The 25,943-nt window shown below is 67.1% G+C and carries 23 protein-coding genes; 21 read left to right on the top strand and 2 right to left on the bottom strand.

Going from position 1 to position 25,943, the window contains the following annotated elements; all coding sequences use genetic code 11:
* The first annotated feature begins 62 nt into the window (after positions 1–62).
* The 4 genes from fliF to fliP are packed head-to-tail and all read left to right on the top strand — an operon-like array spanning position 63 to position 3,287.
* A complete protein-coding gene (fliF, locus tag I6N89_RS01580; protein ID WP_207016476.1) occupies positions 63–1,679 on the top strand; it encodes a flagellar basal-body MS-ring/collar protein FliF in 1,617 nt (538 codons plus the stop codon).
* Positions 1,676–2,281: an ABC transporter ATP-binding protein gene (locus I6N89_RS01575; protein ID WP_207016475.1), complete on the top strand. Its 606-nt coding sequence runs from the start codon at positions 1,676–1,678 to the stop codon at positions 2,279–2,281. Before fliF ends, I6N89_RS01575 begins: the two co-directional genes overlap by 4 nt.
* Positions 2,274–2,561, top strand: a complete 288-nt coding sequence (locus tag I6N89_RS01570) for a FliM/FliN family flagellar motor switch protein (protein WP_076699325.1) — start codon at positions 2,274–2,276, stop codon at positions 2,559–2,561. The genes I6N89_RS01575 and I6N89_RS01570 overlap by 8 nt, the downstream gene beginning before the upstream one ends.
* A 3-nt stretch (positions 2,562–2,564) precedes the next feature.
* A complete protein-coding gene (gene fliP, locus I6N89_RS01565; RefSeq protein WP_207016474.1) occupies positions 2,565–3,287 on the top strand; it encodes a flagellar type III secretion system pore protein FliP in 723 nt (240 codons plus the stop codon).
* An 80-nt stretch (positions 3,288–3,367) separates the two neighbouring features.
* Here fliP and I6N89_RS01560 read toward each other — a convergent pair whose 3' ends face one another.
* Positions 3,368–4,294, bottom strand: a complete 927-nt coding sequence (locus tag I6N89_RS01560; RefSeq protein WP_207016473.1) for a rhodanese-related sulfurtransferase — start codon at positions 4,292–4,294, stop codon at positions 3,368–3,370.
* Between the two features lie 76 nt (positions 4,295–4,370).
* Here I6N89_RS01560 and pncA point away from each other — a divergent pair, with 76 nt between their 5' ends.
* The 8 genes from pncA to I6N89_RS01520 all read left to right on the top strand — a co-directional run bounded on the left by pncA (position 4,371) and on the right by I6N89_RS01520 (position 14,426).
* Complete coding sequence (gene pncA / locus I6N89_RS01555; protein WP_207016472.1) at positions 4,371–4,964, top strand: bifunctional nicotinamidase/pyrazinamidase; 594 nt, start codon at positions 4,371–4,373, stop codon at positions 4,962–4,964.
* 69 nt (positions 4,965–5,033) lie between these two features.
* The gene (locus I6N89_RS01550) at positions 5,034–7,379 is read left to right on the top strand and encodes a hybrid sensor histidine kinase/response regulator (protein ID WP_207016471.1); all 2,346 of its coding nucleotides are present in this window, start codon (positions 5,034–5,036) and stop codon (positions 7,377–7,379) included.
* On the top strand, positions 7,316–8,605 hold the full coding sequence (gene pncB / locus I6N89_RS01545; RefSeq protein WP_207016470.1) for a nicotinate phosphoribosyltransferase: 1,290 nt from the start codon (positions 7,316–7,318) through the stop codon (positions 8,603–8,605). The genes I6N89_RS01550 and pncB overlap by 64 nt, the downstream gene beginning before the upstream one ends.
* 81 nt (positions 8,606–8,686) lie before the next feature.
* A complete protein-coding gene (locus tag I6N89_RS01540; RefSeq protein ID WP_207016469.1) occupies positions 8,687–10,108 on the top strand; it encodes a homospermidine synthase in 1,422 nt (473 codons plus the stop codon).
* Positions 10,109–10,273: 165 nt separating this feature from the next.
* Positions 10,274–11,359: a histidinol-phosphate transaminase gene (gene hisC / locus I6N89_RS01535; RefSeq protein WP_236016364.1), complete on the top strand. Its 1,086-nt coding sequence runs from the start codon at positions 10,274–10,276 to the stop codon at positions 11,357–11,359.
* Entirely contained in the window at positions 11,356–12,267 is a 912-nt protein-coding gene (locus I6N89_RS01530; RefSeq protein WP_207016468.1) for a prephenate/arogenate dehydrogenase family protein, read from the top strand. The genes hisC and I6N89_RS01530 overlap by 4 nt, the downstream gene beginning before the upstream one ends.
* A 2-nt stretch (positions 12,268–12,269) precedes the next feature.
* On the top strand, positions 12,270–13,172 hold the full coding sequence (locus I6N89_RS01525) for an extensin family protein (protein WP_207016467.1): 903 nt from the start codon (positions 12,270–12,272) through the stop codon (positions 13,170–13,172).
* Between the two features lie 201 nt (positions 13,173–13,373).
* Positions 13,374–14,426, top strand: coding sequence for a cytochrome-c peroxidase (locus I6N89_RS01520; protein WP_207016466.1), 1,053 nt, complete (start codon positions 13,374–13,376; stop codon positions 14,424–14,426).
* Between the two features lie 67 nt (positions 14,427–14,493).
* On the opposite strand, the gene I6N89_RS01515 is transcribed toward I6N89_RS01520, so the two are convergent.
* Entirely contained in the window at positions 14,494–15,054 is a 561-nt protein-coding gene (locus I6N89_RS01515) for a TlpA family protein disulfide reductase (RefSeq protein ID WP_207016465.1), read from the bottom strand.
* Positions 15,055–15,076: 22 nt separating this feature from the next.
* On the opposite strand from I6N89_RS01515, the gene argH reads away from it, so the two are divergent.
* From argH to cueR, 9 genes are all read left to right on the top strand, one after another.
* A complete protein-coding gene (argH, locus tag I6N89_RS01510; RefSeq protein WP_207016464.1) occupies positions 15,077–16,468 on the top strand; it encodes an argininosuccinate lyase in 1,392 nt (463 codons plus the stop codon).
* Positions 16,465–16,605, top strand: coding sequence for an argininosuccinate lyase (locus tag I6N89_RS01505; RefSeq protein WP_207016463.1), 141 nt, complete (start codon positions 16,465–16,467; stop codon positions 16,603–16,605). The genes argH and I6N89_RS01505 overlap by 4 nt, the downstream gene beginning before the upstream one ends.
* A complete protein-coding gene (locus tag I6N89_RS01500) occupies positions 16,602–16,919 on the top strand; it encodes a DUF2834 domain-containing protein (protein ID WP_207016462.1) in 318 nt (105 codons plus the stop codon). The genes I6N89_RS01505 and I6N89_RS01500 overlap by 4 nt, the downstream gene beginning before the upstream one ends.
* A 205-nt stretch (positions 16,920–17,124) precedes the next feature.
* Complete coding sequence (lysA, locus tag I6N89_RS01495) at positions 17,125–18,390, top strand: diaminopimelate decarboxylase (RefSeq protein WP_207016461.1); 1,266 nt, start codon at positions 17,125–17,127, stop codon at positions 18,388–18,390.
* Between the two features lie 37 nt (positions 18,391–18,427).
* Positions 18,428–21,028, top strand: coding sequence for a TIGR02302 family protein (locus I6N89_RS01490; protein WP_207016460.1), 2,601 nt, complete (start codon positions 18,428–18,430; stop codon positions 21,026–21,028).
* Between the two features lie 272 nt (positions 21,029–21,300).
* The gene (rlmN, locus tag I6N89_RS01485) at positions 21,301–22,497 is read left to right on the top strand and encodes a 23S rRNA (adenine(2503)-C(2))-methyltransferase RlmN (RefSeq protein ID WP_207016459.1); all 1,197 of its coding nucleotides are present in this window, start codon (positions 21,301–21,303) and stop codon (positions 22,495–22,497) included.
* A 92-nt stretch (positions 22,498–22,589) separates the two neighbouring features.
* Positions 22,590–23,021: a hypothetical protein gene (locus I6N89_RS01480; RefSeq protein WP_236016363.1), complete on the top strand. Its 432-nt coding sequence runs from the start codon at positions 22,590–22,592 to the stop codon at positions 23,019–23,021.
* A 47-nt stretch (positions 23,022–23,068) separates the two neighbouring features.
* A complete protein-coding gene (locus I6N89_RS01475; protein WP_207016458.1) occupies positions 23,069–25,555 on the top strand; it encodes a heavy metal translocating P-type ATPase in 2,487 nt (828 codons plus the stop codon).
* Positions 25,552–25,941, top strand: a complete 390-nt coding sequence (gene cueR, locus I6N89_RS01470; protein ID WP_207016457.1) for a Cu(I)-responsive transcriptional regulator — start codon at positions 25,552–25,554, stop codon at positions 25,939–25,941. The genes I6N89_RS01475 and cueR overlap by 4 nt, the downstream gene beginning before the upstream one ends.
* Positions 25,942–25,943 lie beyond the last annotated feature (2 nt).

Raw genomic sequence — 25,943 nt, 5'->3', positions numbered from 1 at the left:
ATTGTTAAGGCTGATCGTCCAATGATGCCCTCACCGAGCAGAAGGTCGGAACGGAGGTTGGTTTGCAGCAGATCGCGCATATCTGGGAGGGCCTCGGCGCGCGGCGCCGGGTGATCGTCATCGCCGCGTCCACGGCAGTGCTGTTGGCACTGCTGGCGATGGGGCGCATGGCCTCGACGCCGTCGATGGCGCTGCTTTACGCCGGGCTGGAGAATGGCGCCGCGGGCGAGGTGGTCTCGGCGCTGGAAGCGCGCGGCGTGCCCTACGAGGTGCGAGGCGGCGCCATTTTCGTGCCCGAGACAGAGCGCGACACGCTGCGCATGACGCTCGCGAGCGAGGGGCTGCCGGCCAATTCCAACCAGGGCTACGAGCTGCTCGACGGGCTGTCGGGATTCGGCACCACCTCGCAGATGTTCGATGCCGCCTATTGGCGCGCGAAGGAGGGCGAGCTGGCGCGCACCATCGTCGCCAGCCCCTACATCGCCACGGCGCGGGTGCATATCGCCAATTCCTCGGCGAATCCATTCCAGCGCGACGTGACGCCCTCGGCCTCGATCTCGGTCACCACCACCGGCGAAGTGCTGTCGCCACAGCAGGCGCGGGCGCTGAAATATCTCGTCGCCTCCGCCGTGCCCGGGCTCACGCCCGAGGATGTGGCGGTGATCGACGGCAAGGGCGGGCTGATCGGTGCCGAGGACGAGACCGGCGCCGGTCCCACCGCCGACGACAAGGCGGCGCAGCTTCGCGACCGGGTGCAGCGGCTGGTCGAGGCGCGGGTGGGGCTGGGCAACGCGGTGGTCGAGGTCAGCGTCGACACGGTCACCGAGAGCGAGACGATTCGCCAGCGTCAGTTCGATCCCGAGGGCCGCGTGGTGATCTCCACCGATACCGAGGAGCAGAGCAGCACCTCGCAGGATACCGGCGGCGGCGATGTCACCGTCGCCTCCAATCTGCCCGACGGCGAGGCCGGGGGCGGCGACAGCTCGTCGAGCCAGAGCGCCGAGACCCGCGAGCGCGTGAACTACGAAGTCTCTGAAACCACGCGGGAAATCACCCGCGTGCCGGGGGCGATCAAGCGCCTGACCGTCGCCGTTCTGGTAAATGGCAGCTACGAGACGGCGGCGGACGGCACCCAGACATTCGTCCCGCTGCCCGAGGCAGAGCTGACGGCGCTGCGCGATCTGGTGGCCTCTGCCGTCGGTTTCGAGGAGGAGCGTGGCGACGAGATCACCCTGCGTTCGCTGCCCTTCGAGCGGCCCGAGGGGCCGGGCACCGGCCCGCTGGCGCCCGGCTGGTTCTCGATGCCGCTGGATCCGATGACGCTGATCCAGATGGCCGTTCTGGCGGTGGTGGCGCTGATCCTGGGGCTCTTCGTGGTACGCCCGATCCTGACCGCACCGGCGCGCGGCGCGGCGGAGGGCGGGGCGCTGGCGCTGCCCGGCGGCGGCGACATGTCGGCACAGGTGCTGGAGGGCGAGATCTCGCCCGACGAGGACGATTTCGCCCCCCTGCCGTCGCTCGGCGGCGGTGAGGGATTCGGCGGCATGGGCATGGTCGATTTCGATGCTCCCGCAGAGGAAGACCCGGTGGATCGGCTGCGCAACCTGATCGAAGAGCGCAAGAGCGAGACGGTCGAGATCCTGCGCAGCTGGCTCGATGACAAGGAAGACGCGCAATGACCCGGCTCTGCGAGATTCTGGAGGATTTCGGCACCGCCCGGGCCGCACCCGAACCCGCCGCGCCGCTGCATGACGACAGCGAACTGGAGGCGGCGCGGCTCGAATCCTTCGACACCGGCTATCGCGCCGGCTGGGACGATGCGATCAAGGCGCAGAATGACGATCATGCGCGCATCGCCAGCGATTTTGCGCAGAACCTTCAGGATCTGTCCTTTACCTATCACGAGGCCTACAGCCAGGTGCTCAACGGTATCGCGCCGCTGCTTGAGGATGTGGTCGGCAAGCTGCTGCCGGCGCTGCTGCGCGAGACGCTGGGCGAGCATATCGCCGAGCAGCTGCGCGCCATGGCGCGCGAGATCGGCACGCTCGACGTGGTGATCGCCGTGGCGCCGGGTAGCGCCGAGTCGGTGATGCCCTTGCTCGAGGCGGATTTCGGCTTTCCGCTGAAACTGGTCGAGGATTCGACCCTGGCCGATGGGCAGGCCGATATCCGCTTTGCCGAGACCGAAAAGCAGATCGACCTTGGCGGCCTTGTGCAGGAGGTGGCGCAGGCGGTGCAGGGCTTTGTGCACGATAACCGGAGGAACACCGCCCATGGATGACATGACCGAAGACACGGGGCCCGGCGCCGCGACGCCTTTCACATCCGTCCCGATCGAGATCACCGTCTCGGTGGGCCGCGCCAGGCCGCTGGTGCGCGACCTGCTGAAATTGGGCGAGGGCTCGGTGCTGACGCTCGACAAGCGGCTCGAGGATCCGGTGGAACTCTATGTCGGCGACCGGCTGATCGGCATCGGTGCGCTGGAGGTGGTCGAGGGAGCGGAGAATGGCCAGCTCGCGGTGCGGCTGACCGAGGTGGTCGATCTGAAGAACCCGTCCTGAGCCATGATCCGGCGCGTTCTCCTCATTCTGGCAGCGCTGCTGCTGGCCGGTCCCGCCGCCGCGCAGGAGGTGACGCTGGATCTGGGCGGCGGCTCGGTCACCGCCGCCAGCCTCCAGCTTATCGCGCTGATCACGCTGCTGAGCCTCGCGCCCGGCATCGCAATCATGGTGACCTGCTTTCCCTTTCTGGTCACCGTGCTGTCGATCCTGCGGCAGGCGGTGGGATTGCAGCAATCGCCCCCCAATATGCTGATCGTCAGCCTGGCGCTGTTTCTGACCTATTTCGTGATGGAGCCGGTCTTTACCGAGGCCTGGGAACAGGGGCTGCAACCGCTGGTCGAGGAGCAGATCGAGATCGCCGAGGCGTTCGACCGCACGCTGGCGCCGTTCCGCAGCTTCATGGCGGCGCGCACTGATATCGCGACCTTCGACAATATGGCCGATCTGCGTCCGGATGCGCGTGGCACGACGCTGGCGCCCGAAGCGCCGCTCTCGGTGCTGATCCCCAGCTTCATGCTGTCGGAGATCGCGCGGGCCTTTCAGGTGGGCTTCCTGATCTTCCTGCCCTTCCTGATCATCGACCTGGTGGTCGCGGCGGTGCTGATGTCGATGGGCATGATGATGGTGCCGCCCGCCATCGTCTCGCTGCCCTTCAAGCTCGCTTTCTTCGTCATCGCCGACGGCTGGTCGCTGCTCGCCGGATCGCTGGTCCGGAGCTACTTCTGAGCGGCGAAACACCCGCCCCGGACCTGATCCGGGGCCTCATGGCCAGGGTGGAGGCCCCGGATCAGGTCCGGGGCGCGGGGTCAGAATTCGGAATCGTCCGGCACATCCGCATGCAGGTGGCGCTCGCCCCGGGCGCGGGCCAGCGCGATCTGCTTCTGCCGCTCGCGGAACCGCGCCTTGTCCTCCTCCGAGGTCTCGGAAATGCAGTGATGGCAGGAGACGCCATGTTCGTATTCCGGGCGCTCGCGGTCTTCCGGCAGGATCGGGCGACGGCAGGCATGGCAGAGCAGATGCGGCCCCTCGCGCAGCCCGTGCTCCACCGAGACGCGCCCGTCGAAGACGAAACAGCTGCCCTGCCAGGCGCTCTCCGCTTCCGGCACCTCCTCGAGATATTTAAGAATGCCGCCCTTGAGGTGATAGACTTCCTCTACCCCCTGACCGAGCAGCCAGTTGGTGGATTTCTCGCAGCGGATGCCGCCGGTGCAGAACATCGCGATGCGCTTGTTGTGAAACCGCGCCTTGTTCTCTTCCCACCAGGCGGGGAAATCGCGGAAGCTCTCGGTCTGCGGATCGACGGCGCCCTCGAACGTGCCGATGGCCACCTCGTAATCGTTGCGCGTGTCGATCAGCGCTACATCCGGCGACCGGATCAGCGCGTTCCACTGCGCCGGGTCGACGTAATGCCCGACCCGCGCCAGCGGATCGACATCAGGCTGGCCCATGGTGACGATCTCGCGCTTCAGCCGCACCTTCATCCGGGCAAAGGGGCGCTCGGCGGCACTCGACAGCTTCCAGACGATATCGGCGCAGCCGGGCAGCGCACGGATATGCGCCAGCACCGCGTCGATCCCCTCGCGCGGGCCGGCAATCGTGCCGTTGATCCCCTCACGCGCCAGCAGCAGCGTGCCGGTGACGGCGTGCTTGCGGCACAGCTCAAGCAGCGGCGCCCGCAGGGCGTCGGGATCGTCGAACCGGGTGAAATGATAGAGCGCGCAGACGGTGAACATGGGCGTCCAGATACGCCTTGCATCGGCGCTGGGCAAGCGGGAGGATCGCCGCAGCCGACCGGAAGGAGACCGACCCATGCACGCGCTCATCGTTATCGACCTCCAGAAAGATTTCTGCCCCGGCGGGGCGCTGGCCGTCGCCGGCGGCGACGAGATCGTCGCCCCGGTCAACGCCATGATGTCGGAGTTCGACGCCGTCATCCTGACGCAGGACTGGCACCCGGCGGGGCATTCCTCCTTTGCCAGCAGCCATGACGGCAATGCGCCGTTCGAGCTGACCGAGATGCCCTATGGCCCGCAGGTGCTTTGGCCGGATCACTGTGTGATCGGTTCGCCCGGGGCGGCGTTTCACCCGGAGCTGGCGACCGACCGCGCCGATCTGGTGATCCGCAAGGGCTTCCGCCCGGCCATCGACAGCTATTCGGCCTTTTTCGAGAACGACCACAGCACGCCGACGGGGCTGGAGGGCTATCTGCGCACGCGCGGTATCGGGCGGCTGACAATGGTCGGGCTCGCCACCGATTTCTGCGTGAATTTCTCGGCGGTGGACGCGGCCAAACTCGGATTCGACGTGACCGTTCTGGAAAGCGCCTGCCGGGCCATCGACCTCGACGGCTCGCTCGCGGCGGCGCGCGAGGGCATGCGCGCGGCGGGCGTGACGCTCACCTGAGCGGATTTGCCGATTTCTTAACCCGCGCGCGGCTAGATGGTCCGGATAGAGGACCGGAAAGCGCGGGAGATGTCGCAGAGCCCGATTGCCGAAAACCAGTCGCTCGCCGCTTTTGAGGCGAGCAACAGTCCTGCGGGGCTCTTGCAGCGCTATGCGCGCGGCCGGGTGAACTATTTCGCCCATCGCCAGATCGCCACCGGCGTCGGTGCACTGGCGCTGGCGCTGCTGGTCTCGCCGCTCATAGGAATGCTGGCCGCGACCTTGGCCTTTCTGGGCGAGGCGGTGGATTGCGAGGTGCTTCGCCGGGTGCCGGCGGCGTTGCACCGCGGTGTGCCGCTGCGCCGGGTCGCGCGCGTCAGTGCGGTCTCGGCAGGGTTTCAGGCGCTGACCATCTCGGCCACGGTGGTGTTGGCACAATACACCGCCACCGATGGCGAGGCGTCGCTGTTCAGCTTCGCCTTTCTGGCGGCGGCGGTGCTGAATGCCGGCGTGGTGCGCCGCTATCACCCGCTCGCCACCGATGCGCGCATCGTCATATACGCGCTGACCGCGCTGGCCGGGTTCGTCGCCGAGGTGCTGGTGGAGGAATCCGGCGCCGGGCTGGTCTATAATTTCTTCGGCCTGGCGATGATCGCCTTCATCTCTTTCGTGTTCCTGCGCTTTGTCGATGGGGCCGAGCAGCGGCGCGCCGAAGACAGTTTGCACCTGCTCGAGGGGCAGGCGGCACTGGCGCGCGCCAACCGCGAGTTGCGCGCTTCGCAGGCGGAGGTCCGGCAGCTGGCGCTGGTCGCGCGGCATGCCAACGATTCGATCATGCTGATGGATCCCAAGACCCGGGTGCTCTGGGTCAACGACGGTTTCACGCGACAGAAAGGCTATGCCGTCGCAGATGTGGTGGGCCGCCTGGCGGGCGATTTGCTGACCGGACCCGAGAGCGATCTGGAGGATCTGGCGGATCTCTCGCGGCGGGTTGCGGCGGGCGAGACGATGCGCCGCGAGATACTGAACTACACGGCGGATGGGCGGAAGATCTGGGTCGAGGCCGCCTTTGCGCCGATCCTGAACGCCGGTGGCGAGGTCGAAAAGGTCATTGTCACGGAGCGCGATATTACCGAGGCGCGGCTGCGCGCAAAGGAGCTTGCCGAGGCGAAGGACCGTGCGGAGGCCGGAGCGCGCGCCAAAGCGGTTTTTCTGGCCAATATGAGCCACGAAATCCGCACGCCGATGAACGGCATTATCGGCATGACCGACCTGCTGTTCGAGGGGCGGCTGACTCCCGATCAGAAACTCTATGCTGCGACCATCCGCAAATCCGCCGAGGCGCTGATGACGATCATCAACGACATTCTCGACTATTCCAAGCTCGAGGCGGACAAGTTCGCCATCGTGGCCGAACCGTTTTCGCTGGCCGCCTGCATTCGCGACGCGGCAGAGGTGTTGCGCCCTCAGGCGCGCGAAAAGGGCCTGTTTCTCGACATCTGCCACGAGACGCCGCTGCCCGACCGGCTCTGCGGCGACAGTGGGCGGCTGCGGCAGATCCTTATCAACCTGCTGGGCAATGCGGTGAAGTTCACCGAGGCCGGCGGCGTCACCCTGACCACCCGCGCCAAAAGCGACGCGGGCGCCGCCGATGTGACCGTACTGGTGCAGGACAGCGGTATCGGCGTGCCGGAGGATCGGGCTGAGCGGATCTTCGAACAGTTCGAGCAGGCCGATGCGGAAACCACCCGTCGTTATGGCGGCACGGGGCTCGGGCTGGCGATCTCGCGGCAGCTTGCGGCCCGGATGGGCGGCGATCTGCGGCTGCTGAGCGGCGACGGCCCCGGCGCCTGCTTCGAGCTGACGCTGCGGCTGGAAAAACCGCCTGGCCAAGGGCCCCCGCCGCGTATGACCGCGCCCGCCGCGCCGGGCCTGCTGGCGCCGATGCGCCTGCTTCTGGCGGAGGATAACGGCACCAACCGCCTGCTCGTCCGGCGCTTTCTCGAAGAGCAGCCGGTCGAGATATACGAGGCGCTGAACGGTCGCGAGGCGGTGGAGCGTGTGCGTGCCGATCCGCCCGATGTGGTGCTGATGGACATGTCGATGCCGGTGCTCGACGGGCTCTCGGCGACCCGGATCATCCGCGCCGCGGATCTGGCGCAGCCCTGGATCGTGGCGCTCACCGCCAATGCCTTCGACAGCGACCGCGCCGCCTGTCTCGCGGCGGGGATGGACGATTTCCTCGGCAAGCCGCTGCGCAAGAGCGCCCTGCTCGCGGCGCTGGCCCGGGCGCAGGCGGGGGAGAAACCGCTTGGCCCTCCGGCGCGTGATGGCGTATCACGGGCACCGACCCCCGCGCAGGAGCCGCCGTCTTGGAAATCGCCACAAGAGTCTGGAACCACAAGTGGAAAATCGACCCGATCGTCCGCTCGCTGATCGATACCGATTTCTACAAGCTGCTGATGTGCCAGTCGGTGTTCCACAACCGGCCCGACACGCAGGTGACCTTCAGCCTGATCAACCGGTCGTCGCAGGTGCCGCTGGCCCGGCTGATCGACGAGGGTGAGCTGCGCGAACAGCTCGACCATATTCGCTCGCTCTCGCTGAGCCGCGGCGAAAGCACCTGGCTGCGCGGCAACACCTTTTACGGCAAGCGCCAGATGTTCCGCCCGGATTTCATGGAGTGGTTCGAGAACCTGCAACTGCCGCCCTATTTCCTCGAACGCGTCGGCGACCAGTACGAGCTGACCTTCGAAGGCTCCTGGCCCGAGGTCATGCTGTGGGAAATCCCTGCGCTGGCGGTGCTGATGGAGCTGCGCGGCCGCGCCGTGCTCAACGACATGAAGCGCTTTGAGCTTCAGGTGCTCTATGCCCGCGCGGCGACGAAGCTCTGGGAAAAGGTCGAGCGGCTGCGCATGGTGCCGGGGCTGCGCATCGCCGATTTCGGCACGCGACGCCGGCACAGCTTTCTCTGGCAGGACTGGTGCGTGCAGGCCATGGTCGAGGGGTTGGGCAGCGGCTTTACCGGCACCTCCAACTGCCTCATCGCCAAGAACCGCGATCTGGAGGCCATCGGCACCAACGCCCATGAGCTGCCCATGGTCTATGCGGCGCTGGCCGGGGACGATGCGGCGCTGGCGCGCGCGCCCTACGATGTGCTGGCCGACTGGCATCAGGAGCACGAGGGCAACCTGCGCATCATACTGCCCGACACCTACGGCACCGAAGGCTTCCTGCGCCACGCGCCCGACTGGCTGGCGGGCTGGACCGGCATCCGCATCGACAGCGGCGATCCCGAGCGCGGCGCCGAGATCGCCATCGACTGGTGGAAGCAGCGCGGCGAGGATCCCAAGGAAAAGCTAGTGATCTTCTCCGACGGGCTCGATGTCGACAAGATCCTGGAGCTGCACGAGAAATTCCATCGCCGGGTGCGCGTCTCCTTCGGCTGGGGCACGCTGCTGACCAACGATTTCCGCGGGCTGACGGCGGATGACCGGCTGGCGCCGTTCAGCCTGGTCTGCAAGGCAATCAGCGCCAACGGGCGCCCGACGGTCAAGCTTTCGGACAATCCCAACAAGGCGATGGGCCCGGCGTCAGAGATCGAGCGTTACAAGCGGGTGTTCCAGGTCGGCGAACAGGAACGCCATGAGGTGCTCGTCTGAGCCCGCAAAGGCGCTAGACTCTCGACGGTTGACCGCCCAGAGGGTGCCGCAAGGCACCGGCATTTCAGGAGGACAGGACGCATGGCGCAGGACTACCCCGTCTACGGTCGCATCGACGGCCCCATCGTGATGATCGGCTTCGGTTCGATCGGCAAGGGCACCTGGCCGCTCATCGAGCGGCATTTCGATTACGATGCCGACAGGTTCACGGTGATCGAGCCGGATGCGCGTCAGGCCAATTTCCTGCGCCAGCACAAGCTTAACCACGTCACCACCGCGCTCACGCCGGAGAATTACCGCGAGGTGCTGGGCGGGCTGTTTCCCGAAGGCAAGGGGTTCTGCGTGAACCTCTCGGTCGATACCTCGTCGCTCGACATCATGAAATTCTGCCGCGAGATCGGCGTGCTCTATATCGACACGGTGGTCGAGCCTTGGGCGGGGTTCTATTTCGACACCCAGAACAATGCCGAACGGACCAACTATGCGCTGCGCCAGAAGGTGCGCGACGAGAAGGCCGCCAATCCCGGCGGCACCACGGCGGTGAGCTGCTGCGGCGCCAATCCCGGCATGGTGAGCTGGTTCGTCAAGGAGGCGCTGCTGACGCTGGCCAGGGATACCGGTCGTGACGTTGCTGCGCCGCAGGATCGCGACAACTGGGCAAAGCTGATGATGGAACTCGGCGTGTTGGGGGTGCATATCGCCGAGCGCGACACCCAAGCCCGCCGCCAGCCGCGCCCGCGCGGGGTTTTTGTCAACACATGGTCGGTGGAGGGCTTCATCGCCGAGGGGTTTCAGCCCGCCGAGCTTGGCTGGGGCACGCATGAGCCGTGGTTCCCCGAGAACGGTCATCGTCACGAGACCGGCTGCAAGGCGGGGATCTGGCTGGAGCGCCCGGGCGCGATCACCCGCGTGCACACATGGTGCCCCACTCCCGGCCCGCAATTCGGCTTTCTGGTGACCCATAACGAGGCGATCTCGATCTCGGATTATTATACCGTGGGCGCCAAGGATGCGCCGGAGTTCCGACCCACTTGCCATTACGCCTATCACCCGAGCGACGACGCGGTGCTGTCGCTGCACGAGATGTTCGGCTCGGGCCGGCAGCAGGAAAAGCATCACATTCTCGATGTGGACGAGATCGTCGAGGGCATCGACGAGCTGGGCGTGCTGCTCTACGGCCATGAGAAGAACGCGCTCTGGTACGGCTCGCGCCTGTCGAACGCCGAAACGCCCGATCTGGCGCCCTATCAGAACGCCACCGGCTTGCAGGTGACGAGCGCGGTGCTGGCCGGCATGGTCTGGGCGCTGGAAAACCCGCGGGCCGGAATCGTCGAGACCGACGAGATGGATCATGCCCGCTGTCTTGAGGTGCAGACACCCTATCTCGGCCCGGTCGAGGCGCATTACACCGACTGGACGCCGCTTCAGGACCGCTGGGAGCATTTCCCCGAGGATATCGACGAAAGCGTGCCCTGGGCCTTCCGCAACGTTCTGGCAACCTGAGCGACCGCTTCAAGAGATTTTTCGTACGAAAAATCTCCCGGAGCTCCCGACAGGACCGAGAAAATTCGTACGAATTTTCTCGCAACGCCGCTTTGCTGCGGTGATGTCTGGTCTTGCGGAGGCACGCGGGCTAGAAGGGCCGGACAGAGTTTTAAAGGTGGCATTATGGCTGGCATCGAACCGCAGCCCGGGATCATGGACATCTCGCTCTATGTCGGCGGGAAATCGAGCGTCGAGGGCGTCTCGAACGTGATCAAGCTGAGCTCGAACGAGAACCCGTTCGGCCCGTCTCCGGCGGCACAGGAGGCGGTGCGCCGCGCCGTGCACGAGCTGCATCGCTACCCTTCGACGGATCACGCCCAACTGCGCGCCGCCATCGCCGAGACCCACGGGCTCGACGCCGGGCGCGTCATCTGCGGCGTGGGCTCCGACGAGGTGCTGCAATTCATCTGTCAGGCCTATGCCGGCCCGGGCGACGAGGTGATCCACACCGAGCACGGCTTTGCCATGTACCGCATCCTCGCCCATGCGGTCGGCGCCACCCCGGTGGAGGTGGCCGAGCGAGAGCGCGTGGTCAGCGTCGACAATATCCTCGCCGCCTGCAACGAGCGCACGAAGCTCGTGTTCATCGCCAACCCCAACAACCCCACCGGCACGATGATCGGGCTGGCCGAGATCGAACGGCTGGCCGTCAACCTGCCGGAGCAGGCGATCCTCGTGCTCGACGGTGCCTATGCGGAATATGTCGAGGGCTACGATGGCGGCGCGCGGCTGGTCGAGAGCCGCGGCAACGTGGTGATGACCCGCACCTTCTCCAAGCTCTACGGGCTCGGCGGCATGCGCGTGGGCTGGGGCTATGGCCCGCAGGAGATCGTCGACGTGCTGACCCGCGTCCGGCAGCCCTTCAACCTGTCGAATGTGGCGCTGGCCGCCGCCGAGGCGGCGATCCGCGACACCGCCTATGTCGAGAAGAGCCGCGAGGAGAACACCCGCCTGCGCGCCTGGCTGGCCGAGGCGCTGGCCGAGCATGGCGTGCCCTCCGATGCCTCGACGGCGAATTTCGTGCTGGCGCGCTTCGCCAGCCCCGAAGAGGCCGAGGCCTGCGACACCTATCTGCAGGCGCAGGGCATCCTCGTGCGCCGGGTGACCGGCTACAAGCTGCCCGCCGCGCTGCGCATCACCGTCGGCGACGAGGCGTCCTGCCGCCGCGTGGCGCATTGCATCGGCCTGTTCAAGGCGGGGGCGCGATGAGCTACAACCGGGTTGCGCTGATCGGGCTGGGGCTCATCGCCTCGTCGATCTTCTGGGCGATGAAACGCGCAGGCATGGAGGCGCATGTCACCGGCTATGCCCGCAGCGCCGAGACCCGCGACACCGCCCGCCGCATCGGGCTTTGCGACACCATCTGCGACAGTGCCGAAGAGGCGGTGAAGGATGCCGATCTGGTGATCCTGGCGGTGCCGGTGGGCGCCATGGGCCGCGTTGCCGAGGCCATCGCGCCGCATCTGAAACCGGGCTGCACCGTGACCGATGTGGGCTCGGTGAAAAAGGCGGTGATCGAGGCGGTGGGGCCGCATATCCCGGAGGGCGTCGATTTCGTGCCCGCCCACCCCATGGCCGGCACCGAGCATTCCGGACCCGAGGCGGGCTTTGCGCAGCTTTACGACAATCGCTGGTGCCTGATCGTGCCCAATGGCGCGCGCGAAGAGGCGACCGAGCGGCTGGAAGCGTTCTGGCGGGCGCTGGGCGCCAATACCGAGCGCATGGAGGTCGAGCATCACGATCTGGTCTGCGCGGTGGTGAGCCATGTGCCGCACCTCATCGCCTATACGATGGTGGGCGTGGCGGACGATCTGCGCCGTGTCTCCGATCAGGAGGTGATCAAGTTCTCCGCCGCCGGCTTCCGCGATTTCACCCGCATCGCCGCCTCCGACCCGACCATGTGGCGCGACGTCTTCCTGACCAACAAGGATGCCGCGCTGGAGATCCTTGGGCGCTTTACCGAAGAGCTTTTCGCGCTTCAGCGGGCGATCCGCACCGGCGACGGCGACACGCTCTTCGATTATTTCACGCATACACGGGAAATCCGCCGTGGTATCCTCCAGGCGGGGCAGGATACCGACGCCCCGGATTTCGGACGGATCAAGACGGCGGAGTAAGCATGCGGGCGATTGCGGTTTCGGTGATGCTGGCGGTGCTCGCGACGCAGAGCCCCGCCGATGCGCCCGAGAGCTCGCTGCGCCCGCCGCTCGCGTCAATCGAGACGGCCTCCGCCCCAACCGACCCGATGATTGCCACCGCGCCGCGCCGTCCGGAGGCGCGGCCCGTCCAGCTCGAACGGCTGCTGCATCGCAATCTGGCACGCGAGCTGCGCGCCGCCGGTGTGCCGGGCTTCGTGCCCGAAGACGCGGCGCAGAGCATCGCGCGGGCCCGTGCCTTTGCCGCGCGCTCGCCCCAGGCGGTGGCGCTGTCGCCGCGCCCGTCGCTGCGGCCGGTGTCGATGGTGCAGGACGCGCTGGCGCGGCAGCGCGAACGCATCCGGGGCGCGGTCTGCGGCGATCCGGATTTGCAGGGCGAGACCATCGGATTCGTGCCAGGCCGGATTTCCGCCTGCGGCCTGCGCGACGCGATTGAGCTGCGTTCGGTCTCGGGGGTGCGCCTGAGCCAGAAGGCGGTGATCGACTGCACCACCGCGAGGGCGCTGAAGCGCTGGGTCGAGCGCGGCGTGAAACCGGCGGTGGGCAGGCAGGGCGGCGGCGTCGCGGGCCTGCGGGTGGCGGCGCATTACGCCTGCCGCACCCGTAACAACCAGCCCGGCGCCAAGGTCAGCGAGCACGGCAAGGGCCGGGCCATCGACATCGCGGCGATCCGCCTGCGCGACGGCAGCGAAATGAACGTCTTGCAGCACTGGGGCAGCGGCGACCGGGGCCGTGCGCTGCGGCAGATGCACAAAGCCGCCTGCGGCCCCTTCGGAACGGTGCTCGGGCCGGGCTCGGACGGGTTCCACCGCGATCACATCCACCTGGATACCGCACGCTATCGCAGCGGCTCCTACTGCCGCTGACCCGGCGGCGCGGGTGTCGCCACGTTCCCGCAGATCTCAGAAAATATGATGGAAAATCAGATGGTTTTCCGCGCCTTTTGCGCGGTTTTCGGGTTTTCTGCGACCCCGGACTTGCGCTGAATCAAGGAATCGGCCGCCCTGAATCTATAATCGTTCTAAAAGGACACGCGCACAGACCCATCTGCTTCAATGGAGACAGGTATGGATTTCCAACAGACGCTCCCGGTCACGGCGCTTGCGCTGGTCCTCGGCGCACAGACGGCGACGGCGCAGGATCTGCGCGCCGATGCGCTGGATTTCTTCGCGGCGCTGCCCTCGACGACCCCCGCTGTCAGCGACAACCCGATCACCGACGACAAGATCGCGCTGGGCAAGGCGCTGTTCTTCGATCCGCGCATGTCGGCCTCGGGGGTGTTTTCGTGCAACTCGTGCCACAACCTCGCCACCGGCGGGGACGACAATCTCGAAACCTCCATCGGCCATGGCTGGCAGAAGGGGCCGCGCAATGCGCCCACGGTGCTGAACGCCGTGTTCAACGAAGCGCAGTTCTGGGACGGTCGCGCCGCCGACCTTGCCGAACAGGCCAAGGGGCCGGTGCAGGCCGGGGTCGAGATGGCCAATACGCCGGAAAACGTGGTCGCGACGCTGAACTCGATGCCGGCATATCAGGACTGGTTCAAAGCCTCCTTCCCCGAAGAGGCCGATCCGGTGAGTTTCGACAATTTCGCCAAGGCGATCGAGGCCTATGAGGCGACGCTGCTGACGCCCGCGCCCTTCGATGCCTGGCTGAACGGCGACGACAACGCCATGACCGAGCAGCAGGTCGCGGGGCTCGAAACCTTTCTCGATGCGGGCTGTGTCTCCTGTCACAATGGCATCAATCTGGGCGGGCACAGCTATTACCCGTTCGGGCTGATCGAGAAACCGGGGGCGGATGTGCTGCCCGAGGGCGACAAGGGGCGCTTTGTCGTGACCGAGACGGTGGATGACGAATATGTCTTCCGTGCCGCGCCGCTGCGCAACATCGCGGTGACCGCGCCCTATTTCCATTCGGGCAAAGTCTGGGATCTGCGCGTCGCGGTGGAGATCATGGCCAGTTCGCAGCTCGGCGCCGAGCTGACCGGCGAAGAGGTCGGCGATATCGTCGCCTTCCTCGGGGCGCTGACCGGCGATGTGCCGGATGTGGTCTATCCGATCCTGCCCGCCGAAACGGCGGCAACGCCGCGGCCCTCGGGCGAGATCATGGTTGAGTGAGGTATAGGGTGGGGTAAACGGTTTTCTTTTGTGTACCGGGGCGGGCTTTTGTCTGCCCCGTTTTTTATCAGCTCTCTGCGCCGATCAGGGCGGAGAGCACGGCCTTGGCGTTCTCGGACCCCCAGTCGGCATCGCCGCGCAGCCGCGCGACCTCCTGCCCGTCGGGGTTCAGGATCACCGTGATCGGCAGGCCCAGCACCCCCATCTCGCGCGCGAGTTTCGAGCCCGGATCGCGGTGCAGCGGCAGGTTGTCGACGCCGATCTCTTCGAAGAAGCTCTGCATCGCGGGCGGCGGGTTGCGACCGGTGGCGATGGTCACGACCTCGAAGCTGTCGCCGCCCAGCTCCTCCTGTAGCGTCGAGAGCATCGGCATTTCCTTGCGGCAGGGCGCGCACCAGGTGGCCCAGAAATTCACCAGCACCCATTTGCCCTGCCAGTCCGACAGGCTGAGCGGATCGCCGTCGAACGTGATGAACTCGGAACTGCCCGCCGCTTCGGGAGCGCTGTGAAAGTTGAGCTTCTTCATATCGCCGTCGCGCAGCGCCTCGGCGGTGGCGGTATCGGCCAGCGCCGGATTTGCAAGCGCCGCAGCGGCGGTATAGAGGAGCGCGAGCGCCAGGTGTTTCATTGTTCCTCCGGAAAGGCAGGTCATGTCGGACAAAACCTCGAACCAGATGTGGGGCGGCCGCTTTGCCGCAGGGCCGGACGCGATCATGGAGGCAATCAATGCCTCGATCGGATTCGACAAGCGACTCGCGGCGCAGGATATCGCCGGCTCGAGGGCCCATGCCGCCATGCTGGCCGCGACAGGCATCATCAGTGATAGCGATGCCGAGGTGATCCGGGAAGGCCTGCTCACGGTACTGTCAGAGATCGACAGCGGGACATTCGCGTTTTCCACCGCGCTGGAGGACATTCACATGAATGTCGAGGCGCGGCTGAAGGAGATCGTCGGCGAGCCGGCGGGGCGGCTTCACACCGCGCGCTCGCGCAACGATCAGGTGGCGACGGATTTCAAACTCTGGGTGCGCGATCAGTTCGACGCCATGGAGGGCGGTCTGCTGGCGCTTTTGCGCGCGCTTGTGGATCAGGCGGAGGCCGGCGCCGATTGGGTGATGCCGGGCTTTACCCATTTGCAGACCGCGCAGCCGGTGACCTGGGGCCATCACATGATGGCCTATGTCGAGATGTTCGGCCGCGATCTGTCGCGCTGTCGCGATGCGCGGGCGCGGATGAACGAAAGCCCGCTGGGCGCGGCGGCGCTGGCCGGCACCGGCTTTGCCATCGACCGGCACATGACGGCGGAGGCGCTGGGGTTCGACCGGCCCGCCGCCAACTCGCTCGACGCGGTGAGCGACCGCGATTTCGCGCTGGAATTCCTGAGCGTCGCCAGCATCTGCGCCATGCACCTGTCGCGCTTTGCCGAGGAGCTGGTGATCTGGTCGTCGGCGCAGTTCCGTTTCGTCGTGCTGTCGGACCGGTTCTCGACCGGTTCCTCGATCATGCCGCAGAAGAAGAACCCCGACGCCGCCGAGCTGATCCGTGCCAAGATCGGCCGGATCTTCGGCGCCAATGTGGCGCTGATGACGGTGATGAAGGGGCTGCCGCTGGCCTATTCCAAGGACATGCAGGAAGACAAGGAGCAGGTCTTTGACGCCGCCGACAACCTGATGCTGGCGCTGGCGGCGATGGAGGGGATGGTCAAGGACATGCAGGCCAATGTGGCGGCGCTGGAGGCGGCGGCGTCCGCCGGGTTCTCGACCGCGACGGATCTGGCCGACTGGCTGGTGCGCGAAACGGGCCTGCCCTTCCGCGAGGCGCATCACGTCACCGGGACGCTGGTGGCGATGGCCGAGAAAAAGAGCTGCGACCTGCCGGATCTGTCTCTGGAAGAGATGCAATCGGTGAGCGGCAGCATCACCGAGGGTATCTATGACGTGCTGGGCGTGCATAACTCGGTGGCGAGCCGTCTGAGCTATGGCGGCACCGCGCCCGCGCGGGTGCGCGAACAGGTGGTGCGCTGGAAGGAGATCCTGGCATGAGGCCGCTTCTTGTCCTGAGCATGGTCGCGTTTCTGGCGGGGTGCGGCGCAGATGGAGATCCGGTGCCGCCGGAGCCCGCGCCGGAACCGGGGATCACCATTTCCGGCTCCGCCTCGATCGGCGTTTCCAGCCGGTGAGCCTGCGGCTGCGGCATCTCTGGCTGGCGCTGGCGCTCTGGGGCGCGGTGCATCCGCTGTTTCATCTGCTGGGCTGGCTTGCGGGCAATGGCTGGTCGGTGTCCGGCATGGTGGCGGCGTGGATGGCCAACGGGGCCACGCGCGGGCTGAGCTGGGATCTGGTCATCTCGGCGCTTGTGCTGGTGCTGTGGATCCTCGCGGAAGTGGCGGTGCGGCGGAACTGGGCGGCGCTCTGGGCGATTCCCGCCACCTGTTTCATCGGCGTGAGCTGCGGTCTGCCGCTTTATCTCTGGTTCCGCTCGCGTCCGGTGTGATGCGGGGCGCGCCTTGCGGCACGCGCATGTCGTCTCGCCGCCGGCCTTTGGCCCGCGGCTCGAGCCTGTGGTTGCCGTGACGCGGTTCACTGGTGCCGCGCCCGTGGCGCGGGCGGGGTGCGTATTTGTCCAAGAGAAGAAGGGCAGGGGGTGGCGCGGGTGATGGGCTTGCGCTATGGCGGCGCGGTCAGCGCAGGAGGCGGGCTTGGATCATTTTCTCTATCGTGACGGGCAGCTCTATGCCGAGGATGTGCCGGTGGCGGAAATCGCCGCCGCCGTGGGCACGCCGGTCTATATCTATTCCACCGCGACGCTGCTGCGGCATTTCCGGCTGTTCGACGAGGCGCTGGCCTGGGGGCCGCATCTTGTGTGCTATGCGATGAAGGCGGCCTCGAACCAGGCGATCCTGAAGACGCTGGCCGAGGCCGGTGCCGGCATGGATGTGGTCTCGGGCGGGGAATATGCGCGCGCCAGGGCCGCCGGTGTCCCGGGCGAGCGGATCGTGTTCTCGGGTGTGGGCAAGACCCGCGAAGAGATCCGCACGGCGCTGGAGGGCGGCATCCGGCAGTTCAATATCGAGAGCGAGCCGGAGATGCGGGCGATCTCGGAGATCGCCGCGTCGATGGGGGTGGAGGTGCCGGTCACCGTGCGGGTGAACCCCGATGTCGACGCCAAGACCCATGCCAAGATCGCCACCGGCAAGAGCGAGAACAAATTCGGCATTCCGATTGCCCGTGCCCGCGCAGTCTATGCCGAGGCGGCGGCCTTGCCGGGGCTGAAAGTGGTGGGGATCGACGTGCATATCGGCTCGCAGCTCACCGAGCTCGAGCCTTTCGCGCAGGCCTATCGCAAGGTGGCCGAGCTGACGCAGGCCCTGCGCGGCGACGGCCACGAGATCAGCCGTCTGGATCTCGGCGGGGGTCTGGGCATTCCTTATACCCGCAGCAACGAGGCGCCGCCGCTGCCGGTGGAATATGGCCGGCTGATCGAGCGCGAGCTGGGGCATCTGGGCTGCGAGATCGAGATCGAGCCCGGGCGGCTCATCGCCGGGAATGCGGGGATTCTGGTCAGTCGGGTGGTCTATCTGAAGGAAGGCGAGGGGCGGAATTTTCTGATTCTCGACGCCGCGATGAACGATCTGATCCGGCCTGCCATGTATGAGGCGCATCACGATATCGTGCCGGTGGTAGAGCCCGAGGCGGCGGTGGAGCAGGCGCCTTATGACATTGTGGGCCCTGTCTGCGAGACCGGCGACACCTTTGCCAAGGGGCGTATGATGCCCGCCGTGGGCGAAGGCGATCTGGTGGCCTTCCGCTCGGCTGGCGCTTATGGCGCGGTGATGTCGAGCGAGTACAATACGCGGGCACTGATCCCCGAGGTTCTGGTGAAAGACGATCAATTCGCTGTCATTCGCGCCAGACCGAGCTTTGACGAGATCATAAACCGCGATAGCCTTCCGGAGTGGCTGTAGGGCATCCTTCCTGCGGCCCCGACCGCAGGAGACCCGCATGGCCGAGAAGGGCACACCGCCCCCGGATATCCTGAAACCGATCAGATGGCCGCTGCGCCTGACCCTCTGGGGCATGTCGGCGGAGCGGATCACCCGTGCCTTCTGGCCGCTCTGGTCGCTGCTGCTGGCGGCGCTGGGGCTTTTGATGCTGGGGGTGCAGGATCTCGTCGCCGTGGAATGGGTCTGGGTCGCGGGCGCGGGCTTTGCCGCCGCACTGCTCTGGGCGCTGTGGCGCGGGGTGCGGATGCTGCGATTCCCGACGCGGGAGGAGGCGCTGGCGCGGCTCGACGCGACGATGCGGGGCAATCCGATTCAGGCGGCGCTGGACGATCAGGCCATCGGTGCGGCGGATATCGGCTCGCAGGCGGTCTGGCAGGCGCATCAGGCACGCATGCGGGCGCGGCTGGCCGAGGCAAAGCCGGTGGAGCCGGATCTGCGTGTGGCCAGGGCCGATCCGTTCGCACTGCGCTATGTGGCGCTGCTGGCGTTTGTGGCGGCGCTGGTCTTTGGGTCTTTCCTGCGGGTGTCCTCGGTGACGGCGATGGGGCCGAGCGGGGTGGATCTGGTCTCTGGTCCTGCCTGGGAGGGCTGGATGGAGCCGCCCGGCTATACCCGTCTGCCCTCGGTCTATCTCAACGACATCACCGCGCCCGGCATCGACGTGCCCGAGGGCGCGCAGATCACCCTGCGCATGTATGGCGAGGTCGGCTCGCTGAGCGTTGACGAAGATGTCTCGGATCGCGCGCCGGTGCCCGAGGCGCAGCAGGAGACGGCGCAGGATTTCGCCGTGGTGCGTTCCGGGCGGCTGGCCATCGACGGGCCGGGCGGGCGCGCCTGGGAGATCAGCATGAAGGCCGATACCGCGCCGACGGTGGTGCGCGAGGGCGAGATCGAATCGAGTTACGAGGGCGACGCGCAGATCCCCTTTGCGGCGTCGGACGATTACGGTGTGGTCGCGGGCCGTGCCCGGATCACCCTGGCGCTGGAGGAGGCCGACCGGCGCTATCTGCTGGCGACCGAGCCCGAGCCGCGCGAGGCCATCGAGGTGCCGCTGCCCATGCCCATCGCCGGCGACCGGGCCGACTTTACCGAGACGCTGGTGGAGAATTTCTCGGAACATCCCTGGGCCAACCTGCCGGTGCGGCTGGAGCTCAGCGTCGAGGACGAGGCCGGGCAGCGCGGCGTGTCGGATATGGAGGTGATCACCCTGCCGGGGCGGCGCTTCTTCGATCCGATGGCGGCGGCGGTCATCGAGCAGCGCCGGGCGCTGCTCTGGACGCGCGAGAACGTGCCCGAGATCGCGCGGATCCTGCGCGCGATCAGCCACGAGCCCGACGACGTGTTCCGTTCGGCGGTGCCCTATCTGCGGCTGCGCACCATCCTGCGCCGTCTGGAGGCGGCGGGCCCGGCGATGGACGATGCGGCGCAGGAGGAGCTCGCCCGCGCCATGTGGGATCTGGCGCTGATTCTCGAAGAGGGCGATCTGGCCTCGGCGCTGGAGCGGTTGCAGCGCGCGCAGGAGCGGCTGACCGAGGCGATGAAGAACGGCGCCTCGGATCAGGAGATTGCCGAGCTGATGCAGGAGCTGCGCGAGGCCACCGACGACTACCTGCGGCAGCTGTCGCGGCAGGCCCAGCAGCAGGGCGAGCAGAATCCCGAGATGGCGCAGTCTCAGGACATGATGGAGATGAGCCAGAACGATCTCCAGCGCATGATGGACCGCATTCAGGAGCTGATGGAGCAGGGCCGCATGGCCGAGGCGCAGGAGGCGCTGGAGCAGCTTCAGCAGATGATGGAGAACATGCAGGTCACCCAGGGTCAGCAGGGCCAGTCGCCCGGCGAGCAGGCGATGGAGGGGCTGGGCGAGACGCTGCGCGAACAGCAGGGCCTGTCGGACGAGGCGTTCCGGGATCTTCAGGAGCAGTTCAACCCGGGCCAGCAGGGGCCGCAGGGCCAGCAAGGTCAACAGGGGCAGCAGCAAGGCCAGTCCGGTCAGGGTCAGGGCCGCGATGGCGAGCAGGGGCGCGACGGTCAGGGCCAGCAACAGGGCCAGGGTCAGGGCACCGAGCAAGGTCAGCAGGGGCAGGGTGGCCAGCAGTCTCTGGAAGACAGCCTTGCCGACCGCCAGCAGTCGTTGCGGGGCGAGCTGAACCGCCAGCGTCAGAACCTGCCCGGCGCCGGAACCGAGCCGGGCGAGGCGGCGCGCGATGCGCTGCGCCGTGCCGAAGAGGCGATGGACGGCGCCGAGGAAGCGCTGCGCGGCGACGACCTCGCCGGGGCCATCGATCAGCAGAGTCAGGCGATGGAGGCGCTGCGCGAGGGCATGCGCAATCTCGGCGAGGCGATGGCGCAGCAGCAACAGCAGAATCAGGGTCAGCAGGGCCAGGCGCAGGGCGGCAATCCGGGCCAGCAGCGCGATCCGCTGGGGCGCAATGCCGGCGCGAACGGTCAGATCGGCACCGATGAGAACATGGTGCAGGACGAGGATGTCTATCGCCGTGCCCGCGAGCTGCTCGACGAGATCCGCCGCCGCAGCGGTGAGGGCGAGCGCCCCGAGGCGGAGCTTGAGTATCTGGAGCGGTTGCTGGAGCGGTTCTAGGGCGTGCGGTGGGCAAGATTGCCCACCCTACGGGGTCGCGCGTTGTCTTGGGCGGGGCGCGGGCCGGATGGTTTCAGCAGGCGTATTTGTCAAAGAGAAGAAGGTGGCAGGCGCGTGCCTTGTGTTTCTTCTCTTTCCAAATACGCAAAATCTGCGCGAGGACGGGCGAGCGCTGTGTGTTGGGGGGGGCTTGAAACCGCCCCCGACCGCCCCTTTGTTTTTCAGCACGAATCCTGTATGGAGCAGGCTTCCTCAGCCAAAGGACGACCGAGATGGCCGCAGATGCGCCGATCACGCAGGACGTGGTGACGATTCCCCGCAAGCAGCCGGAGGGCGGCAAGGTGAACCTCATAGGGCTCACCCGAGACGGGCTGCGCGCGGCGCTGATCGAGATCGGCACGTCCGAGAAGCAGGCGAAGATGCGGGTCAATCAGATCTGGCAATGGCTCTATCACTGGGGCGTGCGCGATTTCGCCCAGATGACCAATCTGGCGAAAGACTACCGTGCCAAGCTGGATGCCAATTTCGAGATCGCGCTGCCCGAGATCGTCTCGAAACAGGTCTCGGCGGATGGCACGCGGAAATATCTCGTGCGCATTGCCGGCGGCCATGAGGTGGAGGTCGTCTATATCCCCGAAACCGACCGGGGTACGCTGTGCATCTCGTCGCAGGTGGGCTGCACGCTGACATGTTCCTTCTGCCACACCGGCACGCAGAAGCTGGTGCGCAACCTGACAGCCGGAGAGATCGTCGGCCAGATCATGCTGGCGCGCGACGATCTGGACGAATGGCCCGCGCCGGGCACCGGTACCGGAGAGAACGGGCCGCGGCTGCTGTCAAACATCGTGCTGATGGGCATGGGCGAGCCGCTTTATAATTTCGACAATGTGCGCGACGCGATGAAGATCGCCATGGATGGCGAGGGCATCGCGCTCTCGCGCCGCCGCATCACGCTCTCGACCTCCGGTGTCGTGCCGGAGATCGCCCGCTGCGCCGAGGAGATCGGCTGTCTGATGGCGGTGAGCTTTCACGCCACCACCGACGAGACCCGCAACAAGCTGGTGCCGATCAACAAGCGCTGGAACATCGAAGAGCTGCTGAACGCGCTGCGCGAATATCCGCGCCTGTCGAATTCCGAGCGCATCACCTTTGAATACGTGATGCTCAAGGATGTGAACGACAGCGATGCCGATGCGCGCCGGCTGATCAATCTGATCAAGGGTATTCCGGCCAAGATCAACCTCATCCCCTTCAACGAATGGCCCGGCGCGCCCTATCAGCGCTCGGACTGGGAGCGGATCGAGCGATTCGCCGATATCGTGCACAAGGCGGGCTATGCCTCGCCGATCCGCACGCCGCGCGGCGAGGATATCATGGCGGCCTGCGGTCAGCTGAAATCCGCCACCGAACGCGCCCGGAAATCCCGCGCCCAGATTGCAGCCGAAGCCGGCATCGGCAGCACCGCTTGATTTATCCGACAAAATAAGTCAGGTTTTTCCTGTCCAGCCAGCCCGTCGCGGGTGAGCCCGGCGTCTGGGCGTTGTCTGGCTGGAGGAGACACATGCGTCACGAATGGTTCGAACCCCTCGGCCCCGCGATGCGGGCGCCGGAATGGCGTGTGGTGCAGATGCTGCGGCAGCGCCACGATCCCGCGCGGCTCGAGGCCGCGCTGGCGGATGTGCTTGGCACGGCGCGGGCGCGTTACTGTGTCGGCGGGTTCGAGCAGCTCATGGCGCTGCTGCACCGCCACGGCTGGCACGCGCCGCTGATCCTGCCCGCCGATGCGCAGGGCGTCAGCGACGACGAGCGCAGTCTGGCCCGGTTCGTGCTGCTCGCATCGGAGCAGGACCGCGATCTGGCGCTGGCCGAGGCGACGATGCTGGTCACGCCGCAGGCGATCCTGCCGCTGGTGGCGGCGGGCGAGCGCATGGGCCTGCCGCTTCTGTGCGAGGAATGCCGGGAGCGGCTGCGCTGCCCCTTGACCTTCCAGTGACTGGAAGGAGTATGTCCCGGCCATAGACAGATTTCGGGAGTCGGGTCATGGCTGGCCAGAGCATACGTTTCGAGGTGACCAAGCTGAATTGCGGCGGCTGTGCCGGCCGTGCGCAGAAGGCGCTGGACGCGGTGCCGGGGGTCGACGAGGCGAGCGTGAACCTCGCCAGCAAGATGGCGAAGGTCGAGGGCACGGCGGGGCTTGCCGCGCTGCGCGACGCGCTGAAAAGCGCCGGCTACCCGGCGCGCGAGGCCCAGGTGAAGCTGGCGATCGAGGGCATGAGCTGCGCCTCCTGCGTGAATCGCGTCGAAAAGGCGCTGAACGCGGTGCCGGGGGTGCTCTCGGCCAATGTGAACCTCGCGAGCGAAACCGCCGAGGTGCGGATCCTCGCGGGCAGCGTCGACGGGGCTACGCTGGCGCGCGCGGCGAGCGATGCGGGCTACAAGGCGCATCTTGCCGGCGACGACAGCGCCGAGCGCGAGGCGCATAAGGCGGCGGAACACCGGGCGCTGACGCGCGATCTGATCGTGGCGGCGGTGCTGACCCTGCCGGTCTTCGTGATCGAGATGGGCGGGCATTTCATTCCCGGCTTTCACGAGGTGATCATGAACAGCATCGGACAGCAGGCGTCGTGGCTGCTGCAATTCGTGCTGATCACCGCCGTGCTGGTCTGGCCGGGGCGGCGCTTTTATCAGGTCGGGCTGCCGCTGCTCTTCAAGGGCGCGCCGGATATGAACTCGCTGGTGGCGCTGGGCACACTCGCGGCCTGGACCTATTCCACCGTGGCGCTGTTCCTGCCCGGGCTGCTGCCCGAGGGCACCCGCGCGGTCTATTTCGAGGCCGCCGGCGTGATCGTCACCCTGATCCTGCTGGGCCGCTTTCTGGAGGCGCGGGCCAAGGGCCGCACCGGGGCTGCGATCAAGCGGCTGGTGGGGCTGCGCCCGGCCACCGCGCGGGTCGAGCGCGAAGGCCAGATCTCCGAGATCGCCATCGACGAGGTGGCGCTGGGCGATGTGGTGCATGTGCGCCCGGGCGAGCGGATCGCGGTCGATGGCGAGCTGCTGACCGGCACCAGCTATATCGACGAGAGCATGATCACCGGCGAACCGGTGCCGGTGGGCAAGGGCCCTGGCGACACGGTTGTGGGCGGCACGGTGAACGGGCAGGGGGCGCTGAGCTTCCGCGCCACCGCCGTGGGTGCCGACACGATGCTGGCGCGGATCATCTCGATGGTCGAGGACGCGCAGGGCGCCAAGCTGCCGATCCAGGCGCTGGCCGACAAGGTGGTGGTCTGGTTCGTGCCCGCCGTCATGGCGGCGGCGGCGCTGACCTTTGTGATCTGGATGATCTTCGGCCCCTCACCCGCGCTGACGCTGGCGCTGGTGGCCGGGGTCTCGGTGCTGATCATCGCCTGCCCCTGCGCCATGGGGCTGGCCACGCCGACCTCGATCATGGTGGGCACGGGCCGCGCCGCCGAGCTCGGGGTACTGTTCCGCAAGGGCGACGCGTTGCAGACGCTGGACTCCTGCAAGGTGGTGGCCTTCGACAAGACCGGCACGCTGACCGAGGGCAAACCGGCGCTGCTGCGCTCTGACGCCGCCCCGGGCTGGGACGCGGACGAACTGCTGCGGCTGGCGGCGAGCGCCGAGCAGGGCTCGGAGCACCCGATTGCGCGGGCGCTGGAACAGGCCTCGGGCGGCGCGCTGAGCCAGCCCGAGGCGAGCGAGGCCATCGCCGGGCACGGGCTGCGCGCCACGGTCGAGGGCCGCGCGCTGCTGGTCGGGGCGAAACGGCTGATGGACCGCGAGGGCATCGCCCTGGGCGCGCTGGCCGGTGCGCATGACGAGATTGCGCAGGCCGGGCAGACGCCGGTTCTGGTGGCGGTGGATGGCGGGATCGCCGGGGTGTTTGCCGTGGCCGACCGGGTGAAGCCCGGCGCCCGCGCCGCCGTAGAGGCGCTGCATGCGCAGGGCATCAAGGTGGCGATGATCACCGGCGACACGCGCGCCACCGCGCAGGCCATCGCGGGCGAGCTCGGCATCGACCATGTGGAGGCCGAAGTGCTGCCCGAGGGCAAGCTGGCGGCGGTGAAGGCGCTGCGCGCGCGCTTCGGCGCGGTGGGCTTTGTCGGAGACGGCATCAACGACGCGCCGGCGCTGGCCGAGGCCGAGGTCGGCATCGCCATCGGCACCGGCACCGATGTCGCCATCGAAAGCGCCGATGTGGTGCTGGTCTCGGGCGAGCTGTCCGGTGTGGTCGAGGCCTTCCATGTGAGCCGCGCGGTGCTGCGCAATATCCGGCAGAACCTGTTCTGGGCCTTTGGCTACAACGTCGCGCTGATCCCGGTGGCCGCCGGGGCGCTCTACCCGGCCTTCGGCGTGCTGCTGTCGCCGATGCTGGCGGCGGGGGCCATGGCGCTGTCGTCGGTCTTTGTGCTGTCGAACGCGCTGCGGCTGCGGCGGCTGTCGCCGGTCATGGGTGGCGGGCGCGGTGCGCAGCCGGCGCCGCGACTGGAAATGGAGCCTGCGGAATGAATATCGGACAGGTCTCCGAACGCGCCGGGCTGCCGGCCAAGACGATCCGCTATTACGAGGATATCGGCCTCGTGAGGCCGCATCGCAGCGCCAATGGCTACCGCGCCTTCAGCGAACAGGATCTGCACAAGCTGGCCTTTCTCGCCCGCGCCCGGGCGCTCGGCTTCACCATCGAGGATTGCCGCACGCTGCTGGGGCTCTACGAGGACGAGGCCCGCGAGAGCGCCGATGTGAAGGCGCTGGCGAGCGAGCATCTGCACCGGATCGAGGAGAAGATCGCCCAGCTTCGCCAGATGCAGGACACGCTGGCGCGGCTGGTGGAGGCCTGTCATGGCGACAACCGGCCGGATTGTCCGATCCTCAACGATCTCGCGTCGGAGGGGTGAGG

Origin of the sequence: Salipiger abyssi (genome assembly GCF_017311415.1) — a bacterium.
GTDB lineage: Bacteria > Pseudomonadota > Alphaproteobacteria > Rhodobacterales > Rhodobacteraceae > Salipiger > Salipiger abyssi_A.
Note: the sequence above shows the minus strand (reverse complement) of the source record. Positions and strands in the feature narration are given on the sequence as shown.